We start from the raw sequence: 19,988 nt of genomic DNA on the forward strand, positions 1-19,988 counted from the left end.
CACGTGATCGTCGACCACCACATACAGTGCTGTCAGGAGGGTGTTCAGTTCTTTGGTCACACATCGATCTTGAACACCCTCCGCCCCACGTCTCCGCAGCCGCGCCGACCACACCCTTCAAGGAATCACTCATCTAGGATCGGCGGCGGACACAAGCGGGTGCGCCGGGAAGGGGACGCGGTGTCCGAGAGCAACGGTGCCACCATCATGGACTTCGCCGAGCTCGATCGGCGGGTCAAGGAACGGATGGCGGCGGTCGCCGCCGAGACGCGGCAGCAGCCGCTGCCCGGCCGGCTCGACCGCGACTACCCAAGCGTCTGGCCGTTCTCTCGCTCCTTGGCCAGTTGCTCCGCTTCCGCGCGGTCCAGGGCGCGGTCGATCGCTGCGGCACGGCGGCGGTCTGCGCGCACCCACTGCACGAACAGCGCGCCTAGCACCACGAGAACCGGGATCTCGCCGAACGCCCAGCCGATGCCGCCGCCGAGCTGCTGGTCGGCCACCAGGTCCGGCAGCCAGTCGATCTGCAGCAGCCGGTAGTACTCGCCCGCGATCGGCCGGCCGAACGACATCAGCGCCACGGAGAAGAACGCGTGCCCGGCCATCACGGCGAGCAGCAGCACCATGCGCATCGGGTACGGCAGCCGCCGCGATCCGGGGTCGATGCCGACGAGTACCCAGAAGAAGAGTCCACCGGAGAGCAGGAAGTGCACCTGCATGGCCAGGTGACCCCAGTGGTCACGCATCAGCAAGTCGAACAGGCCGGTGAAGTAGACGAGGTACAGGCTGACCACGAAGATCGCGCTGGCCACCAACGGGTGGGTGAGGAACCGTACGACCTTGCTCTTCAACAGGTCGAGCAGCAGCTGGCGCAGTCCCGTACGGTCCCGGTGCGCCGGCAGCGCACGCAATGCCAACGTGATCGGCCCGGCGAGCACCAGCAGGATCGGCACCAGCATGTTGAACGACATGTGCTGCACCATGTGCACGCTGAACAGCACCGCCGCGTACTTGCCGACCCCGGTGCAGGTCAGTACGACGATGACCAGCAGACCGGCGTACCAGGAGACCGTGCGCCCTACCGGCCAGGCGTCGCCGCGCGCGCGCAGCACGCGCAGGCCGGTCGCGTACAACGCACCCGCGACCAGCGCGAAGGTGAGCCAGTAGCCGTCCGGGTAGATCTCCGTGACCAACCGCCACGGCTGGAACGGCGGCGGAGGCGGGAACCCGTGGATCGACTCGGCCACGGAGATCGTGCCGGAGCCGTCGTCCGGCACCGGCGGCACCGACCGGGAGATGCCCACCGCCAGGCCGACGGTGGCCCCCATCACCGCCAGCTCGACCGCGGCCAGCCGCACGAACGGCCGCCGCGACGTCGCCAGCCGTGGCAGCGTACGCGCGCGGTGCCACCAGCCGAGCGCGCCGAGCGCCACGAGCGCGACCGTCTTGCCGATGACGAGCACGCCGTACGAGCTGGCGATCTCCGCCGGCGTGCCGAGCCGCACCCACGCGTTGGCGAGGCCGCTGAGCCCGACGGCGACGACGCACCACAGCGCGAGCGTGCTGAACCGTCCGGCCACGGTCGCCAGCGGCGCGTCGCCGCGCCGGGCGAGCAACGCGACGCCGGCGAGCCCACCGAGCCAGAGCGTCGCGGCGCTGATGTGAACCAGCAGGCTGGCCTGCGCCAGCATGTGGTCGGACGCGCCGGCGGAGTGCCCGGACAGGGCGGGCACGGTGGCTGCGGCGACGGCGGCGAGCGCCAGGCCGCCCGCACCTCGGGTCGTACGCGCCGACGAGACGGCGAGCACGACCACGCCGAGCAGCACCAGCTGCGCCAGCAACGCCCGCCCCTGCACGATCTCCACCACGAACGAAGACAGTCCCGCGTCGGCCACCGCCGCCGTGACGGGGATGCCGAGGAAGTCCGCGTAGGTGAGGACCAGCTCGGCCGCGGCGGTGACCAGGCCGACCCCGGCCGCGACGCCAGCCGTGCGGACGAGCCGCCGGCCGGCGACGGTCAGGCCACCCGTGGTCTGCTCGCCCGGCGGCAGCAGGAGCGCCGCGGTCAGCGTCAGGCCGGCCGCGAGGACGGTCGCCACGTCGGTCAGCAGCCGCGCCCCTGGCAGCGCCCACCCGACGAACGGGCCGGGGTCCGGCAGGCCGGGCGGCGCTTCCGTCGGCGTGCCACCGCCGACCCACAGCGCGAGCGCGAGCACGCCGCCACCGAGCAGGAGCACGCCGAGCGCGTACGACCACGGCCACCACTGGCCAGGACGGGTGGCGGGTGGGCTGGTCTGCTCGGTCACATCTTCAATCATGTCGCCTGCGCCGCTCCCAGATGACAACGGCCACTCCTACCACCATCACCAGGGCGCCGAGCGCGATGTGCACTGCATGGCGTTCGAGGAACGAGCCTTCGTCCTGACTGCTGACCTTGCGTGCCGCGGTGGCCGTGGCCAAGCTCGGCGTGGCCGCCGGCGACGTCGCCGACTCGGTGGCCCGCACCGCGTCGGCGGTTGCCAGGAACGAGAAGCTGCCGGACACCGGGTGCCCGTCTGTGGAGACCGCGCGCCACCCGACGCGGTAGCGCCCGGCAGACTCGAGCGGCGTGATCGGCTGCCTGATCACCTTCCCGTCGACCGCGGGGCCGCCGTCGTTGACCTTCTCGCCGTCCGGCCCGGTCACCGCGACCCGCGCGTACCGCGCCTGCATCTCCTCGTTGAAGGTCAGCGCCACCGCCTTCCGCGGCGCGCTCACCACCGCCCGGTCGTCGGGCGACGTCTTCACCAAGCTGGCGTGCGCCACCGCCACCTGGGGGGCGGTCAACGCTGCCACCAGCAGCGCGGCCGCGCCGGCCGCTGCCGCACGCGCGGGCCATCTCGCCATCGTGGAACACCTTCCTCGGCCACGTCGGCCGTCCGTTGCTGACGCTGGGCGACACAGGTCGCGAGCCGCCGCCAGCAGCGGTCAGCTCACGACGACGACAGCGCGGGCGGAGCGCGTTCGGCCCGCGGCAGCGCGGCGTGACTGGCAGGCGTGGCGCGCTCGACGGCTACGGCCACCGGCCGCCAGTCGCCGGCCGGCACCAGGCCCGTCGCATCGACCAGCACGAGGAGCGGTCGCATCAGCTGCTCGGCCGCCTCGGCCAGCCGCCAGAGCACGCGCTCGCCGTACGCGAGCACGATGGCGAGCAGGACGGCCGCGGCCAGGTGCGCGACCGCCATCGTCGATTCCGCGTAGCCGACCTCCGACCCGCGGCTCGTCGACTCGAACACCGGGTGCAACACCAGCTGCCCGGCCCCGAGCAGGACGAGCAACCGGCCGAAGGTCCAACGGCGACCGGACAGCGCGTAGCTCACCCCGGCGACGACGGCCCACGCCACCAGGAAACCGGCGACCGGCGGGACCGGACCGCCCGCACCGACGTGCAGCGCCAGGGAGCTCGTCACGCAGAAAGCGGCGACCGCGGAGGCGCGAAGCCCCCGCAACGGATGCGCCACCGGATGCATTCAGCCAGGCTAGCCAACCGGCCGGCCTGCTCCTCACCTGCCTACGGCGGACTCACCAGGAGACCGGCAGCGCACCGAGCGCGCGGCGGTGTCCCTGGGTGTGTTCCTTGCGGTCGCAGCGCAGGCCGGCGAGCACGATGTCGGCGAACGCCTCGCCGGTCCGCTCCGCGCCGAACCGCGCCTGCTGGCCGAGCCCACGGTACGTCCAGGTGACCATGCCGAGGATCCCGCGCGAGGTGAGCGCCGGTTCGGCGTCCGGACAGATCAGACCGGCCTTCTGTCCCGCGCTCACCTGGCGCCGCAGGAACCTGTCCTGTCGTTCGAGGGCGGCCGTCGCCCGCTCGAGGCGCTCACCGGTGAGGGCCGAGAGGTCCCGCAGCACTACCGCCGACTTCACCGGGTCGGCGTGGACGTGGGCGACGATGTCGCAGATGAAGCCGCGCAGCTTCGCCAGCGGGTCGAGCCGCGACGAGCGCAGCCGACGCAGAACCGACTCCATGTTTTTCAGGCGCGAGTCCACGATCTCGTAGAGCAGGTCCTCTTTCGAGTCGATGTAATAGTAGATACTTCCCTTGAGGATGCCCAGCGACTCGGCGATATCCTGAACCGACGTCGCATGGTAACCCTTTTCGGCGAATATGTTTGCGGCGACGTCGACGAGCTCCTGTCTCCTGCGACCGGATCGCGACGCGTGCAGAGTGTCCTCGACGTCCATCGAAGCTACGGTTCGGGGCCGCTGTCTTACTTGCACCATGAAATCCCTCAGCTACCTGCATAGTGCGCGGTTGCAATCGCGAGCATCGTACGTCAGGCAGCTGACCGGCGACACCCGAACGCACATAACGGACCTATAAGTTCATCCAAGGCTGGTTGCATCGGAAAATGTTGAACAAACAACCGGACGTTAGAGCGCTGAAAACGCTTTCGATATCTTGAGTAAACAGTCTCGGCGCGCCCCACGGGAGTATCGTCGACGACATGACCACAGCTATCTCGGTTGCCGGTCTGGTCAAGACCTTCGGCCGAGTGCGTGCACTCGACGGTCTCGACCTCACCGTCGAGAGCGGGGAGGTGCACGGCTTCCTCGGCCCCAAACGGTTCCGGCAAGACGACGACGATAAGGATCTTGCTCGGCCTGCTCCGGGCGAACTCCGGCACTGCCACCCTGCTCGGCGGTGACCCCTGGCGCGACGCCACCTGCCTGCACCGGCGGCTGGCGTACGTGCCCGGCGACGTCACGTTGTGGCCGAACCTCTCCGGCGGCGAGGTGATCGACCTGCTCGACCGGATGCGCGGCGGGCTGAACGGCAAGCGCCGGGCGGACCTGCTGCAGCGGTTCGACCTCGACCCGCGGAAGAAGGGACGTACCTACTCCAAGGGCAACAAGCAGAAGGTCGGGCTGATCGCCGCGCTGGCGTCCGACGTCGAGCTGTTGCTCCTCGACGAGCCGACCTCAGGCCTCGACCCGCTGATGGAGGAGGTCTTCCAGCAGTGCATCGCCGAGGAGAAGGCGGCCGGCCGCACGGTGCTGTTGTCCAGCCACATCCTGGCGGAGGTCGAGGCGCTGTGCGACCGGGTGAGCATCATCAGGAGCGGCCGCACCGTGGAGAGCGGCACACTCACCGACCTGCGGCACCTGACCCGCACCGCCATATCCGCCGACCTGACCACGGCACCGAACGGGCTCAGCGCCCTGCCCGGCGTACACGACCTGCAGGTCGACGGCCACCGGGTCAAGTGCGACGTGGACACCGACCAGCTGGACGAGCTGCTCAGGCAGCTGACGGCGTCCGGAGTACGTAGCCTCACCAGCCAGCCACCGACGCTGGAGGAGCTCTTCCTCAGGCACTACCACGCCGCCGCCGCGCCAGCGAAGCGACCGGCTGGCAGGCGCGCGGCAGCGAGGCGATGACCGCGCTCACCGGCACCCGACACCTGGTCCGGCTCGCACTGCGCAGGGACCGCGTGCTGCTGCCGCTGTGGATCGTCGTGCTCGGGCTGCTCCCCGTGCTCTACGCGTCCGCGACACACGAGCTCTACCCGACGCACGCGGGCCTGCGGCAGTACTACCTGTCGATCGTGGAGAACCCGTCGCTGATGTCCAGCATCGGCCCCGCGTTCGGGTCCAGCCTCGGTGCGCTCACCGTCTGGCGGGCCGGCATCCTGTTCGTCTTCACCGGGGTGATCAGCCTGCTCACGGTGACCAGGCACACCCGCGCGGAAGAGGACGCGGGGCGACGCGAGCTGCTCGGCTCGACGGTCGCCGGCCGGCAGGCGCCGCTCACCGCCGCGCTGCTGGTGACGGGCGGCGGCAACCTCGTGCTCGGCGCGGTCATGGCGGCCACGCTGGTCGGCTACGGCCTGCCGGCCACCGGCAGCCTCGCCGTCGGCGCCGCGTTCGCCGCGAGCGGCTCGCTGTTCGCGGCGGTCGGCGCGGTGGCGGCCCAGCTGACCCAGGGTGCAGGAGCGGCGCGTGCATCGCCCTCGGCGTCCTCGGGGTGGCCTTCGTACTGCGCGCGGCCGGCGACGCCGGCGGCGAGGACGGCGACCTGGTGTGGCTGTCGTGGTTCTCCCCCATCGGCTGGGCACAGCGCGTGCGGCCGTACGCGGACGAGCAGTGGTGGGTGCTCGCGCCGCTGGTCGGCGGCGCAGCGCTGCTCACCGGGCTCGCCGGCGCGCTGCTCGCCCGGCGGGACGCGGGCGCCGGCGTGCTGCCGCAGCGCCTGGGGCGGCCGACGGCGTCCCACGCGCTGCGCGGCCCGTTCGGGCTGGCCTGGCGGCTGCACCGTGGGCTACTGCTCGGCTGGTCGGTCGGGTTCGCCGCCATCGGCTTGGTGATGGGCGGCGCGGTGCGCAGCGTCGACCAGCTCACCGAGGGCAGCGACCGGCTGGGCGCGATGATCCGCCAGCTCGGCGGCGCCGCAGAGCTGAAGGACACCTACGTGACGGTGAGCCTCGGCATGCTCGCCCTCGCCGCCGGCGCGTACGCGGTGCAGGCGACGCTACGCATGCGCGCCGAGGAGACCGGCCTGCGCGCCGAGCCGCTGTTGGGCACGGCGACCGGGCGGCTGCGCTGGATGGCCAGCCATCTGTTGTTCGTCGCGCTCGGCCCGGCGGTCGCGCTCGCGGTGCTCGGCGCGTCCACCGGCCTCGCGTCCAGCGCGGCCTCGGGCAACGAGGTCGCCGACCAGGTGACCCGCGTGCTCGCCGCCGGCGTCGTCCAGGTGCCCGCGGTGGGTGCTCGCCGGGCTGACGGTGGCGATGTTCGGCCTGCTGCCACGTGCCGCCACCGCGGTCGCCTGGGGCATGTTCGCGGCGTGCGCGTTCCTCTCCTTCCTCGGGCCGCTGCTGCAGCTCGACGACTGGGTACTCGACCTGTCACCGTACGCGCACATCCCCGACCTGCCAGGTGGTGACGTGACGGCTGGCCCGCTGGTCACCCTGCTCGGCATCGCGGCGGCGCTCACCGTGCTCGGCCTCGCCGGGTTCCGACGCCGCGACGTCGGCTGACCGCGGCCGGGGAATTCTCCGGCGGGCACGGGTCGTTGGCACCGGTAGAAGCGATCTGAGGGTGAGGTTGGATGAGCCCCGACGACCTGTACGAGATCACCGACGATGCGGTGGCCGAAGGCGCGCCGGTCCTGATTCACGCGCTGACCGGTTTCATCGACGCAGGTGAGGCGGGCAGTGGCCTCGCCGAGCACCTGCTCAACACGCTGCCGCACCGCGTCGTCGCCAGGTTCGACATCGACGAGCTCTACGACTACCGCGCCCGCCGGCCGACGGTGGTGTTCGCCGAGGATCACTTCGAGCAGTACGTCGCACCCCAGCTGACGCTCTACGCGCTGCGCGACGACGCCGACGCCGAGTTCCTCCTGCTCACCGGGCCGGAGCCGGACAACAGGTGGGAGCGGTTCAGCGAGGCGCTGATCCGGCTGGTGCGGCACTTCGGCGTCCGGTTGACGGCCGGCGCGCACGGCGTGCCGTTGACCGTCCCCCACACCAGGCCGCTGGGCGTCACCTCGCACGCCACCAGGCCCGAGCTGGTCACCGGCAGCAACCCGTGGGAGGGCGAGATCCACATGCCCGCCGGCGCAGCGACGTTGCTCGAGCTGCGGCTCGGCGAGGCCGGCCACGACGCGATGGGCTTCGCCGTACACGTACCGCACTACCTCGCCGAGAACCGCTACCCGGACGCGATCATCACGCTCCTGCAGTCGCTGTCCAGGGTCACCGGGCTGCTGCTGCCGCTCGGCAACCTGGAGGAGGAGGCGACGTACGTGCAGACGCTCGTAGAGAGCCAGGTCGCGTCGAACGAGGCCGTGCAGAACGTCGTGCACGAGCTGGAGGCGCAGTACGACGCGCAGACCGACGGGCCGGCGCGCAAGGAGCTGCCCACACTCTCCGACGACCTGCCGACCGGCGACGAGATCGCGGCGGAGGCGGAGCGCTTCCTCGCCGACCGGGAGACCGGCGAGGACGGCTAGGGCGCCGTCAGCGGCGCGTAGGTGTCCGGCCTGCGGTCGCGGTAGAACGCCCACTCTGCGCGCACGGCGGCGATCAGGTCCAGGTCGAGATCGCGGACGACGAGCTCGTCCGCGTCGGTCGCTGCGGCATCGCCGACCAGCTGCCCACGCGGATCGGCGAAGTACGACGTGCCGTAGAAGTCGTTGTCGCCCAATGGTTCCGTCCCGACCCGGTTGATGGCGCCGACGTAGTAGCCGTTCGCGACGGCGGCCGCGGGCTGCTCCAGCTGCCACAGGTGCGCGGACAACCCGCGGCTGGTCGCCGACGGGTTGAACACCACCTGCGCGCCGGCGAGCCCGAGCGCGCGCCAGCCCTCGGGAAAGTGCCGCTCGTAACAGATGTAGACGCCGATCCGGCCGGCGGCGGTGTCGAAGACCTGGTAACCCAGGTTGCCCGGCCGGAAGTAGAACTTCTCCCAGAAGCCTGGTAGCTGCGGGATGTGGTTCTTCCTGTGCTTGCCGAGGTACGTGCCGTCGGCGTCGATGACCGCGGCCGTGTTGTAGTACACCCCGGGCTGCTCGACCTCGTAGATCGGCACGACGAGCACCATGCCGGTGTCGCGGGCGAGCTCACGCATCGCCTGTGTCGTCGGGCCGTCGGGTATCGGCTCGGCGTAGTCGAGGTAGTCGGCGTCCTGCACCTGGCAGAAGTACGGGCCGTAGAACAGCTCCTGGAAGCACAGCACCTGCGCGCCCTGCGAGGCCGCCTGCCTGGCGAGCTCGACGTTCCTGTCGACCATGGACTGCTTGTCGCCCGCCCATGCGCACTGCACAAGCGCTGCCCTGACGACCGTCATCGGCGCCCCTTCCCACGTTCCGCAGCAGCCAGTTTGTCCGGTAACAAAACGTCCCTGTTCCGTAAGGCCACCGCCACTTATAGTGGCGCCCACTGTGCCTCACCGACAAGGGATTGAAGTGCATACGCAGGCAATATCCCGTCGCTGCTGTTCCCGCAGCAGCTCTGGTACTGGCCCCGTTGTTGCCTTTCCTCCGTACGGCCGACCGCTAGGCCGACGCAAGTCCACCAACGATCTCGCGGAGTGGACGGTCGGCGGACGCAACTTGGGCGCCGACGTACGTGGCGAAGGAGGGGCATGACGACCATCACCATCTACCGCGCCGCCAATGTCATCACGTTGGACGGCGCCGACACCGAAGCGTTCGCGACCGCGAACGGGCGCGTGCTCGCCACCGGCCTGCTCGCGGAGCTGCGTGCACAGCTGCCCGCCGCCGAGGTGGTGGATCTCGGTGCGGCCACAGTGATCCCGGGGTTCAACGACGCCCACGCGCACCCGGGCATGTGCGCGGTCGGTTCGGTCTACGTCGGCCTCAACCCGGCCGACACACCGACCGCCGACGCCGTGCGTACCGCGCTGGCCGAGCGCGCCGCCCGAACGCCGGCCGGCGAGTGGGTGGTCGGCCACGACTTCGACGCGAAACGCACCGAAGGCGGCCAGGGGATCGACCGCGCGTTCCTCGACGCGGTGTCGAGCGACCACCCGATCCTGCTGATCCACAAGTCGTACCACAGCGCCAGCGCGAACTCCCCCGCGTTGGCGGCCGCGGGCTACGGCGAGCAGTCCCCCGACCCGGTCGGCGGCGAGCTGGTGCGCGACGGCGCGGGGAACCTCACCGGCCTGCTGCACGAGCGCGCGTGGTTCGAGGGCTTCATGGGGTTCGGCGGACGCACCCGACTGATCCCGCTCGACGACCTCGACGGCCGCGTCCAGGCGCTGAGCACGATGCTCGCGGGCATGAACGCCGCCGGCATCACGTCGGTGTGCGACGCGCTGACGCACCCGCCGGAGTGGCGGCTGTTCACCGCCGCAAGGGAACGCGGCGCGCTCACCGCGAGGATCGGCATGCTGGTGTGGTACGACCACATCGACACCCTCGCGGGGCTCGGCCTGCACGCCGGCTTCGGCGACGAGTGGCTGCGGCTGACCGGCGTGAAGATGATGTTCGACGGCGCGCTGACCACAGGCACCTGCTTCTGCAGCGAGCCGTACGCCGGTCCGGACGGGCCGACCACCGGCCTGCAGGTGCTCACCGACGCCGAGCTCGACGACACCGTCGACCGCGTGCACTCGTCGGGCAACCGGCTGGCCATCCACACCAACGGGGACGCCGGCATCGACCGGGTGCTGCGCGCGATCGAGGCCGCGCAGGCGCGCGACCCACGGCCGACGAGGCACCGCATCGAGCACTGCTCGCTCGTCGACGACGCGATCATCGCGCGGCTGGCGGCCGCCGGTGTCGCCGCGGTGCCGTTCGGCGCGATGATCGGGTACCTCGGCGACCGGCTGATCGACCTCTACGGCGAGGACCGGGCACGGCGTGCGTGCGCGCACGGCTCGCTGCTCGCGGCCGGGGTGCCTGTCGGTGGCTCGTCCGACTACACCGTTGGGCCGTACGAACCGCTGCTTGCGATGCGGTCGATGGTCACCAGGCGCACGCCTGGAGGTGTGGTGCTCGGCCCGGAGCAACGGCTCACGGCGCGCCAGGCGCTCGGCGTCTACACGACGGGTTCGGCCGCGGCGAGCGGCGAGGAGCAGGTGAAGGGCAAGCTGGCGCCCGGCTACCTGGCCGACTTCGCCGTGCTGGCGGAGAACCCGCTCGAGGCGGACCCCGAGACGTTGCCGGACATCCCCGTGCTCTCCACCTGGATCGGCGGCGAGCAGGTCTGGTCCGCTTCCTGACCGGCGTCAGCAGTCGCCGAGCACGGCGCCGGCGCGGTCGCGCGCATGTGGCGGGATGCTGGCGAACTCGACGTCCGCGCCGCTGTCGCGGATCTGCTCGGCGACTCCGCGCAGGACGTACAGCCCGGTGAGGTCGAGCCGGCCGAGCCGGTGCAGGTCGATGGAGACGCGGGTGGCGTCCGGGTTGTCGGCGAGCAGCGCGCGCAGCCGCGTCTCCAGTGCCGGCGCCGAGCCGAAGTAGAGCACGCCCTGCGGGCGGACGTGCAGGGTGTCGCCGTCGCGCCAGGAGTCGACGTCCAGCCTGGACTCCCGCCACAGGTGCACGGCCATGGCGAGCACGACGCCGATCAGCAGCCCGCGCTCCACCCGCGGCGCCGACACGAGCGTCGCGACGAACGTCGGCACGGCCACCAGGAACTGGGCCCGTGAGTGGTACCAGTAGTCCCGGAAGGCGGAGATCTCCACCAGTGAGATCGCCGCGACGATGACCAGCCCGGCGAGCACCGCCTTCGGCAGGGCACCGAGCACGCCGACGAACGGCAGCACGCCGAGCACGACCGCCCCGGTGATCGCGCCGCTCCAGCGCGTACGGGCGCCGGCCAGCCGGTTGAGCGCCGACCGGGAGAACGACCCACCCGCCGGGTAACCGCCGGCCAGGCCGGCGCCGATGTTCGCCAGCCCCTGCCCGACGAACTCGAGGTGCGGGTTCCACGGCCGGCGGTCGGCGGCCGCGTACTTGCGTGCGATCGAGGCGGGCTCGGCGAACCCGACCACGGCGATCACGACGGCCGCCAGCGCCATGTCGGGCACCGCGTGCCACGGCAGCCCCAGCGTGATCGACGGCAACCCACTCGGGATGTCACCGACGACCGGCACCCGTACCAGGCCGAACGCACTGACCGCCAGCCCGGCGACGGTGGCCAGCAGCATCCACGGGAACACCACGCTGATCTTCCGGCCGAGTACGACGACCGCCACGGTCACAAGCCCGATCAGGATGGCGCCCAGCTGCCAGTGCTGCGGCTGGGTCAGCACGTCGGCGGCGGCCACCGCAGGGCTGAGCGCGTCCGAACCCGCGCCGACCAAACTGGGCACCTGCGACGCGACGATGAGGATCGCCGCGGCCGCCGTGAATCCGGTGACCACGGGCAGCGACATCAGGTACGCCACCGCACCCCACCGCAGCAGGCCGAGCAGCAGCCGCGCCACCCCCACGAGCAACGCGAGCAACGCCGCATGGCTGGCGAACGCCACCGACCCGGCAGGAACGATCGGCGCCAACGCCCCGAACGTCAACAGGCTGGTCAACGCGACCGGCCCGGTCTGCAGGTACGGCGAGGACCCGACCAACGCCGCCGCAATCGGCGCCGCCGCGGCGGCGTACAGCCCATGCACCGGCGGCACCCCGGCAAGCTCCGCGTAAGCAAGCGCCTGCGGCACCAACACGAGCGCCACACTCACCCCGGCAACCAGATCCCCCCGCGTAGGCGGCACCGGCCGCAGCGACCGCAACGCCCCGACCGCCCGCCTCTTCAGCGCACCCCCACCACCGGCCGCCGGTCCGCCACCGGGTTTCGCACCGCCATCGGGTGCCGACCCACCACTGGCTGGCGCTCCGCCACCGGATGCCGCTGCGCCACCGGGTGCCGCCCCACCCCTGGCTGGCGCTGCGCCACCGGATGCCGCACTCCCCCACGCGGGCGTCCCCCTGCCGGCCACCTCTCCGCGCGACCGCCACGGCAACCACGCCCGGGCGCGGCGGCCTGGGGGTTCGCGGCGTTGGCGGCCTGTTCCTGGGTTGTTCATCTGTGGTCAGCCCTCTGACCACTTAGCGGAATACGTGCTGGGCGCATGCTCGTAACCTTTCCCGGCCAGCTCGGCACGGGCAGACACGCGCAGCCGCTACCTAGGCCTTATTACCCACAAAGTACTGGAGAATGAGCCGGGGCGCTGTGCCAGACCTCACATCCGTTACCGGTCGACTCCGGCGGTACGCACCGCGCAGTAGAGCGCGTCGTCGTCCGTCGGGGGCACCGTGCGCAGGTCGAGCAGGCAACGGCCCTGCTCCACGCGGCCGACCACCGGCGGCGCGGCGAGCCGCAGGGCTTCGGCGTACGACGCCGGCAGGCTCACCGCCGCGCTCGGTACGGTCACGCCCGGAGCGCCACCGCCGCCGACGACGGACTCCGACGTCACCGCGAGCACGTCCGGCAGCCCCGCCTCGGTCAGCCGGCCCACCAGCCGGTCGACCCGCGCGCGCACGTCCGCGACCGGCGCCTCGAGCTGCGCGCGCACCGGCACCGGTGGCCCTTCGAGGGTGGCTTCGACGGCGGCCAGCGTCAACTTGTCCACCCGCAACGCGCGCGCCGACGGGTGCCTGCGCAGCCGCTCCACCAGGGCGGCGTCGCCGAGCAGCAGGCCCGCCTGCGGTCCGCCGAGCAGCTTGTCGCCGCTCGCCGTCACCAGCGCCGCGCCGGCACGCAGCACGGTCGTGGCGTCCGGCTCGTCCGGCAGCATCGGGTGCGGCGCGAGCAGGCCGGAGCCGATGTCCACGACGACGGGGACGTCCAGACCCACCAGCTCGGGCACGTCCACCCCGGACGTGAACCCCGACACCTGGAAGTTGGACGGGTGCACCTTGAGCACGAACGCCGTACGCGGGCCGACGGCGTCGGCGTAGTCGCGCAGCGAGGTGCGGTTCGTGGTGCCCACCTCGCGCAGCCGCGCGCCTGTGCTGGCCAGCAGTTCGGGGATCCTGAACCCGTCGCCGATCTCCACCAGCTCGCCGCGGCTCACCACGATCTCGCCGTCCTGCGCGAGCACGAGTGCGCACAGCAGCAGCGCGGCCGCGTTGTTGTTCACCACGTGCACGCCACCTGCGGCCGGCACGGCGGCGGCGAGTGCGGCCAACGCGCCCGCACCACGGCGCGCACGCCGTCCGGTGCGCAGGTCGAACTCCACGTCGGTCGGGCCGGTCACCGCGGCCATCGCGTCGCGCGCCGCGGCGGACAACGGTGCGCGCCCCAGGTTCGTGTGCACGAGCACGCCGGTGGCGTTGATCACCGGCTGCATCGCCGTCGCGTGCCCTGGCAACGCGGCGAACGCCAGCTCGGGCACCGACTCCGGGCTCACCTCACCGTGCCTGGCACGTTCCTGCATCGCCGCGACGGTCCGCTTCACCGCGGTACGCCCTAGCCGCACGGCGGCTTCGACGAACTCCGGTCGTGCCAGCACCTCGTCGGTGGCGGGAATGCGGCGCCGCGCGTCCGTCATGGTCGAAGACTACGTGATCGGCGATACTCGGACGATGGCCGGAAGCGAACTGTCCACCGCCCCGCGTCTGACGCAGTACGCCCACGGCGGTGGTTGCGCCTGCAAGATCCCGCCGGACGAGCTGGAGGGCATGGTCGCCGGCCTCACCGCCGGCACCCCGACGGGCGCCTTCGGTGAGCTACTCGTCGGCCTGGACACCGGCGACGACGCCGCGGTCATCCGGCCACCGGACGGCGGGCCTGCGCTGGTGCTGACGACCGACTTCTTCACGCCCGTCGTCGACGACCCGTACGACTGGGGTCGCATCGCCGCCACCAACGCGCTCTCCGACGTCTACGCGATGGGCGGCCGCCCGGTGGGTGCGGTCAACCTGCTCGGCTGGCCGCGCGACACGCTGCCGATGGACCTCGCCACCGAGGTGCTGCGCGGCGGGCTCGACGTCACCCGCGCCGCCGGCTGCCACCTCGCCGGCGGACACAGCGTCGACGACGTCGAGCCGAAGTACGGCCTCGCGGTCACCGGCCTGGTCGACCCCGACCTGATGCTGCGCAACGACGCCGGCCGTCCCGGCCTGCCGCTGTCGCTGACCAAGCCGCTTGGCATCGGCGTGCTCAACACCCGGCACAAGGCGACCGGCGAGGTCAGCGCCGCGGCAATCGAGGCGATGACCACGCTGAACGCGGCCGCTGCCCGCGCGGCGGTCGAAGCCGGCGTACGGTGCGCCACCGACGTGACCGGCTTCGGCCTGCTCGGCCACCTGCTGAAGCTGGTGCGGGCCAGCAACGTCGGCGCGGAGATCGACGCGTCCGCCGTGCCGTACCTGGCTGGCGCACGCGAGGCGCTCGGCGCGGGCTACGTCAGCGGTGGCACCAAACGGAACCTGGACTGGGTACGCCCGCACGTCGACCGCTCCGCCGTGGACGAGGACGAGGCGCTGCTGCTCGCCGACGCGCAGACGTCCGGCGGCCTGCTCGTCGCCGGCGAGCTCCCGGGCGCGCCGGTCATCGGCCGGCTCACCGAACCGGGCGACGTGGCGATCACCGTGCGCTGACCGCACTACCTGCCTGGCAGCGACTCGACCAACCGGCCAGGGGTGCCGGCGATCACCTGCCGCAGGTCGTCTTTCGGCATGCCGAGCGCCTGCAGACCACCGAGGGCTGCCGCCAGCCCGTCGACGGGCGCCGGGTTGTGCGGCTGACCGAGGTCGGAGGCGAGGTAGCACGAGCTCGCTCCCACGGCGTCGATGTCGTGCTTGATCCTGGCCAGCTCGATCGGCTCGTGGAACAGGCACGACACGTAACAGTGCTCGATGAGCGCACCGTCAGCCGCGAGCTCGCGCTGCAGCTCCACCGGCATGGCGATGAACCCGATCGACGCGTGCGTAACGACCCTGCGCTCGATGCCGCGGCGGCTCGCCTCCGCGAACAACGCCTGCGTCTCCGGTGGGCTGAGGTGACCGGACGCCAGCACGACGTCGCGGCCGTCGAGCACGTCGAGCACGTCGTGTACGGCCGGCAGCAGCTCGCCCGCGTCGTCGAGCACGGTCAGCGCCGCCGCGCCACGGGGCAGCAGCCACGCGGTCTCGGCCGGGTCGGCGGCGTGTTCCACGAACCAGGCCGACGTCACCGTCGGCGGGAACACCCACTGCACCCCCGCTGCCAGCGCGGCCTCCACGTGCACCGGGTTCAACCCGCCGGACGGCGTGTTCAGCGCGCACGAGGCGATACAACGGAAGTCGTCGTACCACTTCTCGAGCACGTAGCCACGCCCGACGGTCGGCAGGAAGTGGTCCTTCAGCAACGCGCCCGCCATGCCGGCGGCACGGTAGTGCTCCACCAGGTCGACGACGTCCATCCGCCGCGGTCGCACGTCGGGGGCGGCGTGCACGTGCAGGTCGTACCCGCCGTGCAGCAGCTCCTCGATCCCGCTGTCGTCGACCTCGTGTGGTGGCTGCCAGCTCATTCCGCCTCCGTTAACCACGTCGGTACGTGGACGCCGCACTCGGCCGCGGTTGCCCGTAGCCGCACGGTGAGCGCGTCCGACAACGGTATCCCCTCTGCCGTCCGCTGCGCCTCGACCAGCTCCTCGGGGTCGCCTGGCACCCGCACCGCGTCGACGCCTGGCGCAGTCCTGCTCCCCCGCAGCCGTTCGGCGATCGCGCCGACCTGCTGCCGGTACTCGTCGGCCGGCCCGAACGCCTCCGCCGCCAGCGCGAGGAAGAGGTGCCCCTGGTCGCCGACGCGGCCGGCGTCGGTCAGCACCCCGACGTCGGGTCCGGTGCTGCTGCCGGCGAGCGCGCCGGTGAGCAGGTCGACGACGAGCGCGATGCCGTAACCCTTGTGCCCGCCGATCGGTTCGAGCAAGCCGTCGATAGCCGCCGCAGGATCGGTCGTCGGCCGGCCGTCGAGGTCGCGCGCCCAACCCGACGGCATGGGCTCGCCGCGCTCCTTCAGCTGCCGCACCTTGCCGAGCGCGGCGACGCTGGTCGCCATGTCCACGACCACCGGCCGGTCGTCACCGGGCACGGCGACGCTCCACGGGTTGTTGCCCAGCAACGGCTCCGCACCACCGGTCGGCGCGATCCGCGGACTTGCGTTCGTCGCCACGATGCCGATGACACCGTCCTCGGCGGCACGCATGGTGTACGCGGCGAGCGCGCCGAGATGGTTGCCGTGCCGCACTGCGACCGCACCGACCCCGAAGCGGTGCGCCCGTTCCACGGCAGTCTCCATGGCGCGCTCGCCGACGACCTGACCGGCACCGTGACCACCGTCGAGCACCACGACAGCGCTGTGGTCACGCACCACCCTCAGCTCGGCGGGACTACGGATGCCGCCTGCGCGCACCCGTTGCGCGTAGACCGGCAGCCTCGTGATGCCGTGCGAGTCCACACCGCGCAGGCTGGCCACGCCGAGATGCCTTGCCACGACACGGCTCTCGGACGTCTCCATGCCCGCGGCCGCGAGCACCTCCGCGGCGAAGTCGGTCAGCGCCGACACCAGCACACATCGTCCCTGCACCTGTCACCCAACCTCGGTCAACGCAGCGGCCACGTCGGCGAAGACCGCGGAGGCAATCTCCTCGAGCTGTTCCTCGGTACGGTCCGCCAACGGGTGCTGCACAACGGCGATACGCAACTGCGGCATGCCCAACGCCGCCGCGCGGGCACGTGCGTACCCCTCGAACGGCGTCGTCACGAACGTGACGGTCGGGATTCCTGCGCGTTCCAGGACAACGGAGTCGTGGACACTCCACGACGTGCACGAGCCTCAGTCGCCGGACGCGTTGAGCACGGCCGTCTCGCACGCGATGACCGACAGCGCAAGCACCTCTGGCATCGGTCCGGCCGCGCCGATCCCCTCGCCCTTCTGGTACAGCCGGGCCTTGGCCGAGTACACCCGCTCGAACCTGTCACCGAGCAGGCTCAGCAGCACCGCAGCGTTCGGCTTGCTGTTGTCGAGCAAGCCGATGCGCGCATCGGTCAACGTGGTCAACCGCGGCGCCACCGTGCCGGCGTCGGGCTCGGGCGCAAGGCCCGTGGGATCGAGGAACTCGATCGTCATGGCACCTCCTTACCGTCGAGCCTTCGGGTCACCGTGCGGCTGGCGCCGAACGTGGGCACCACCATGGAGTGCCGCCCAGGACCACCCGTCACCGTGACGACGACGTTGTCCGCGGACGCGACGATCGGCACCAGGTCGTCGTCGGCCGCCGTCGCGAACGGGTCCGGCCTGATCCTGGCGAACCGCGCCCGGTTCTCCGGTGCGAGCTCCCCCGCCCGCACTCGAGCAAGCTCGAAGAGCTGCTGTGCCACCGCATCCTTGGTCAGCCCGTCCCGCGCGCACAGGGCCGCGTGTTCCGGCCCGAGCAGCACGAGCACGTCGCCGCCGAGGTAGATGTTGTTGTTGCCCAACGTCCGCATGGTGCCGGCGACGGTGACGAGCACGCCGCGGCCGTCGGTGCTGCCGTGGTCGTTGACGTTGTGCGGCGCCTCGGCCGCGAACACGGTGACCGCACTCGCGTCGGCGTCGACCTCGTGGTCGACCCGCAGCGGCGGCCACGGGCTGGTGTCCTCGTTCTCACCGGCGACGTAGGTGAACTTGCCCGGCTGCCCGAAGGTGGCCTCGTCGCCGGTGCCCGGGATGCCCTCGCCCACGTTCAGCAGCACCAACCGCACGGCACGGCCGATCACCGCGTTGGCGCGGGTGCCCGGCCCGAAGACGCCGGCGCCGCAGTTGATGCCGAGCGCATCGACGACGGGTCCGCCGAAGACGGCAAGCGGTGCGCACGGGTGCGTCGTCGCCTGCACACCGGCGAGGTTGAAGGCGGGTTCGAGCACGGCGCGGAGGGTGGCGAGCACGGCCGGGAAGTGCGCCGGCCGGCACCCGGCGAGTACGGCGTTGACGGCCACGCTCTGCACGTCGGCGATCCGTCCGCTCACCGGCACCGGGCCGATCCGTGTGTCGGCGGGTTCGCCGGCCGCCGCGCCCATGGCGGCGACCCGTTCGCCGGTGGGCGCGACGACGGGCAAGCCATCGCTCCAGCCGTGCGCGGCGGCGAAGTCGTCGACCTCTTCAGCAGTAGCACCCACCTGGTGCACCCGCTGGAGGTCGAGGGTAGTCATGCGCCGCCCTTAGCACTTGTACGGTATCCGTACACTTGTACGTGTACCGTATGCGAACCTACCGACGGCGGTTACGGCTGTCAATGCGACCGAGGCCGGGCAGCACGCCGGCCGAGACCAGCAGGCCGCCCATCATCCAGAAAGCCGCACCCACGCCGACACCGGCCGCGACCAGCCCCACGAGTGCGGGGATGGCCACCTGGCCGACGCGGTTGGCCACCATGCGCAGCCCCATCGCGGTACCCCGCAGCTCCGCCGACGTGCGTTGCGCGATCTCGGACATGGTCAGCGGCTGCCCTACGCCGAGCGGGAACCCGGCCAGCGCCATCGCCGCGACGAGCAACACCGGCGTGTGCAGCCACGGCACCGCGGTGAGCACCACGCCGGCCACCAACACACTCAACCGCACGAGCACGGTCCTGCCGACCGCGCGCACCAACAGCGGCAGGCACAGCCGGGACAGCATGGTGCAACCTGCCCGCACACCGAGCAGCAGGCCCACCATCCGTGCGTCGACGCCGTTCTCCTCCGCGTACGCCGGCAGGAACACGGCGATCAGGTCGACGGCGATGAACAGCGCCATGCCGACGTAGATGTACGCGGACACCCCGCGCCTGGTGAGCACGCGCCTGATCCCCGCGCCCTGGCCGACGCGCGTCTTGGCGGCGCCCGCGAGCCGCTGCCGCGGGTCGGCGGTGCGCATGCCGACCGTCGACAACGCCGCGGCGACCGCCAGCAGGCCCGCGATCACGAAGCCCGGCGCAGTGCTGAGCTGACCACTGCCGCCCGGCACTCCGGCTGCCACGGCCGTACCGACGATCGGCCCGATGATCTGGCCGAGCGAGGTGAAGATGGTGAACAGCCCGTACCTGGCGTCCTGCCGCGCAGGTGGGGAGTTGTTCGCGATGTGCGTCTGCAGTCCCATCATGGCGAGCACCTGGCCGAGACCCGTGACCGCGCACCCGATGGCGAGCGACCAGAGGTTCACCGACCAGACCATCGGCACCACGCCGACGACGAACAGCGCCGCGCCGAAGCGGACCACAGGAGGTTCGCGCCTGCGGTCCAACCAGCGCCCGGCCGGCAACGCGATGGCGACGGGCAGCAGCGAGAAGCTCGCGGCGATGACACCGACCTCGAACGAGCCGCCGTCGAGCTGCAGCACCCGGTACGTCACCAACGGGCGTGCGACGTTGGCCGAGAACTGGATCGCGAGCGCTACGAACGCCATCCGCGCGAGCCAGCCTGGCCAGGATCGGGTCACCATCACCTCGTTGACCGGGAACAGTTGATCTCGATAGTGTGCGAATACTGTACTAGTGTTTGGATAGTGAACACACATCCGAAGGACTACGAGCGG

At 71.6% G+C, this 19,988-nt stretch carries 15 protein-coding genes and 2 pseudogenes; 5 read left to right on the forward strand and 12 right to left on the reverse strand.

The window, feature by feature from the left end:
* Positions 1-305: 305 nt before the first annotated feature.
* The 4 genes from GEV07_19475 to GEV07_19490 all read right to left on the reverse strand — a co-directional run bounded on the left by GEV07_19475 (position 306) and on the right by GEV07_19490 (position 4,260).
* Positions 306-2,303, reverse strand: coding sequence for a copper resistance protein CopD (locus GEV07_19475; protein ID MQA04804.1), 1,998 nt, complete (start codon positions 2,301-2,303; stop codon positions 306-308).
* 4 nt (positions 2,304-2,307) lie between these two features.
* Positions 2,308-2,883, reverse strand: a complete 576-nt coding sequence (locus GEV07_19480; protein MQA04805.1) for a hypothetical protein — start codon at positions 2,881-2,883, stop codon at positions 2,308-2,310.
* Positions 2,884-2,969: 86 nt separating this feature from the next.
* Positions 2,970-3,446 carry a hypothetical protein gene (locus GEV07_19485; protein MQA04806.1) on the reverse strand — a complete coding sequence of 159 codons (477 nt, stop codon included), beginning with the start codon at positions 3,444-3,446 and terminating at the stop codon, positions 2,970-2,972.
* Between the two features lie 112 nt (positions 3,447-3,558).
* Positions 3,559-4,260, reverse strand: a complete 702-nt coding sequence (locus GEV07_19490; protein ID MQA04807.1) for a TetR family transcriptional regulator — start codon at positions 4,258-4,260, stop codon at positions 3,559-3,561.
* 224 nt (positions 4,261-4,484) lie between these two features.
* Here GEV07_19490 and GEV07_19495 point away from each other — a divergent pair.
* The 3 genes and pseudogenes from GEV07_19495 to GEV07_19505 all read left to right on the forward strand — a co-directional run bounded on the left by GEV07_19495 (position 4,485) and on the right by GEV07_19505 (position 7,993).
* A pseudogene (locus GEV07_19495) lies at positions 4,485-5,418 on the forward strand (ATP-binding cassette domain-containing protein).
* A pseudogene (locus GEV07_19500) lies at positions 5,415-7,016 on the forward strand (ABC transporter permease). The pseudogenes GEV07_19495 and GEV07_19500 overlap by 4 nt, the downstream one beginning before the upstream one ends.
* Positions 7,017-7,087: 71 nt before the next feature.
* Complete coding sequence (locus GEV07_19505; protein MQA04808.1) at positions 7,088-7,993, forward strand: PAC2 family protein; 906 nt, start codon at positions 7,088-7,090, stop codon at positions 7,991-7,993.
* Here the strand turns inward: GEV07_19505 and GEV07_19510 are convergent.
* Positions 7,990-8,829 (reverse strand): acyltransferase, encoded by an 840-nt coding sequence (locus GEV07_19510; protein ID MQA04809.1) that lies wholly within the window; start codon positions 8,827-8,829, stop codon positions 7,990-7,992. The genes GEV07_19505 and GEV07_19510 overlap by 4 nt on opposite strands.
* Positions 8,830-9,126: 297 nt before the next feature.
* Between GEV07_19510 and GEV07_19515 the strand changes: the two genes are divergently transcribed.
* Positions 9,127-10,731, forward strand: a complete 1,605-nt coding sequence (locus GEV07_19515) for an amidohydrolase family protein (protein ID MQA04810.1) — start codon at positions 9,127-9,129, stop codon at positions 10,729-10,731.
* A 6-nt stretch (positions 10,732-10,737) separates the two neighbouring features.
* Here the strand turns inward: GEV07_19515 and GEV07_19520 are convergent, their stop codons facing one another.
* Positions 10,738-12,450, reverse strand: a complete 1,713-nt coding sequence (locus tag GEV07_19520) for an STAS domain-containing protein (GenBank protein ID MQA04811.1) — start codon at positions 12,448-12,450, stop codon at positions 10,738-10,740.
* 252 nt (positions 12,451-12,702) lie between these two features.
* Complete coding sequence (locus GEV07_19525; GenBank protein MQA04812.1) at positions 12,703-14,004, reverse strand: L-seryl-tRNA(Sec) selenium transferase; 1,302 nt, start codon at positions 14,002-14,004, stop codon at positions 12,703-12,705.
* 34 nt (positions 14,005-14,038) lie between these two features.
* Between GEV07_19525 and selD the strand changes: the two genes are divergently transcribed.
* Complete coding sequence (selD, locus tag GEV07_19530) at positions 14,039-15,055, forward strand: selenide, water dikinase SelD (GenBank protein ID MQA04813.1); 1,017 nt, start codon at positions 14,039-14,041, stop codon at positions 15,053-15,055.
* 5 nt (positions 15,056-15,060) lie between these two features.
* On the opposite strand, the gene GEV07_19535 is transcribed toward selD, so the two are convergent.
* The 5 genes from GEV07_19535 to GEV07_19555 form a co-directional block, all read right to left on the reverse strand.
* The gene (locus tag GEV07_19535; protein ID MQA04814.1) at positions 15,061-15,966 is read right to left on the reverse strand and encodes a hypothetical protein; all 906 of its coding nucleotides are present in this window, start codon (positions 15,964-15,966) and stop codon (positions 15,061-15,063) included.
* Positions 15,963-17,024, reverse strand: coding sequence for an Ldh family oxidoreductase (locus tag GEV07_19540; protein ID MQA04815.1), 1,062 nt, complete (start codon positions 17,022-17,024; stop codon positions 15,963-15,965). Before GEV07_19540 ends, GEV07_19535 begins: the two co-directional genes overlap by 4 nt.
* A gap of 249 nt (positions 17,025-17,273) precedes the next feature.
* On the reverse strand, positions 17,274-17,567 hold the full coding sequence (locus tag GEV07_19545; protein MQA04816.1) for a hypothetical protein: 294 nt from the start codon (positions 17,565-17,567) through the stop codon (positions 17,274-17,276).
* Positions 17,564-18,628 carry a hypothetical protein gene (locus GEV07_19550; protein ID MQA04817.1) on the reverse strand — a complete coding sequence of 355 codons (1,065 nt, stop codon included), beginning with the start codon at positions 18,626-18,628 and terminating at the stop codon, positions 17,564-17,566. The genes GEV07_19545 and GEV07_19550 overlap by 4 nt, the downstream gene beginning before the upstream one ends.
* 58 nt (positions 18,629-18,686) lie before the next feature.
* On the reverse strand, positions 18,687-19,970 hold the full coding sequence (locus GEV07_19555) for an MFS transporter (protein MQA04818.1): 1,284 nt from the start codon (positions 19,968-19,970) through the stop codon (positions 18,687-18,689).
* Positions 19,971-19,988: the final 18 nt, after the last annotated feature.

This window comes from Streptosporangiales bacterium, from assembly GCA_009379825.1.
Taxonomy (GTDB): domain Bacteria; phylum Actinomycetota; class Actinomycetes; order Streptosporangiales; family WHST01; genus WHST01.

Bases quoted from the DNA above. Each gene is read 5' to 3' on its own strand.
- GEV07_19480 (MQA04805.1), bottom strand. From the start codon at position 2,883: ATGGCGAGATGGCCCGCGCGTGCGGCAGCGGCCGGCGCGGCCGCGCTG.
- GEV07_19490 (MQA04807.1), bottom strand. From the start codon at position 4,260: ATGGTGCAAGTAAGACAGCGGCCCCGAACCGTAGCTTCGATGGACGTC.
- GEV07_19505 (MQA04808.1), top strand. From the start codon at position 7,088: ATGAGCCCCGACGACCTGTACGAGATCACCGACGATGCGGTGGCCGAA.
- GEV07_19510 (MQA04809.1), bottom strand. From the start codon at position 8,829: ATGACGGTCGTCAGGGCAGCGCTTGTGCAGTGCGCATGGGCGGGCGAC.
- GEV07_19515 (MQA04810.1), top strand. From the start codon at position 9,127: ATGACGACCATCACCATCTACCGCGCCGCCAATGTCATCACGTTGGAC.
- GEV07_19525 (MQA04812.1), bottom strand. From the start codon at position 14,004: ATGACGGACGCGCGGCGCCGCATTCCCGCCACCGACGAGGTGCTGGCA.
- selD (MQA04813.1), top strand. From the start codon at position 14,039: ATGGCCGGAAGCGAACTGTCCACCGCCCCGCGTCTGACGCAGTACGCC.
- GEV07_19535 (MQA04814.1), bottom strand. From the start codon at position 15,966: ATGAGCTGGCAGCCACCACACGAGGTCGACGACAGCGGGATCGAGGAG.
- GEV07_19545 (MQA04816.1), bottom strand. From the start codon at position 17,567: ATGACGATCGAGTTCCTCGATCCCACGGGCCTTGCGCCCGAGCCCGAC.
- GEV07_19550 (MQA04817.1), bottom strand. From the start codon at position 18,628: ATGACTACCCTCGACCTCCAGCGGGTGCACCAGGTGGGTGCTACTGCT.
- GEV07_19555 (MQA04818.1), bottom strand. From the start codon at position 19,970: ATGTGTGTTCACTATCCAAACACTAGTACAGTATTCGCACACTATCGA.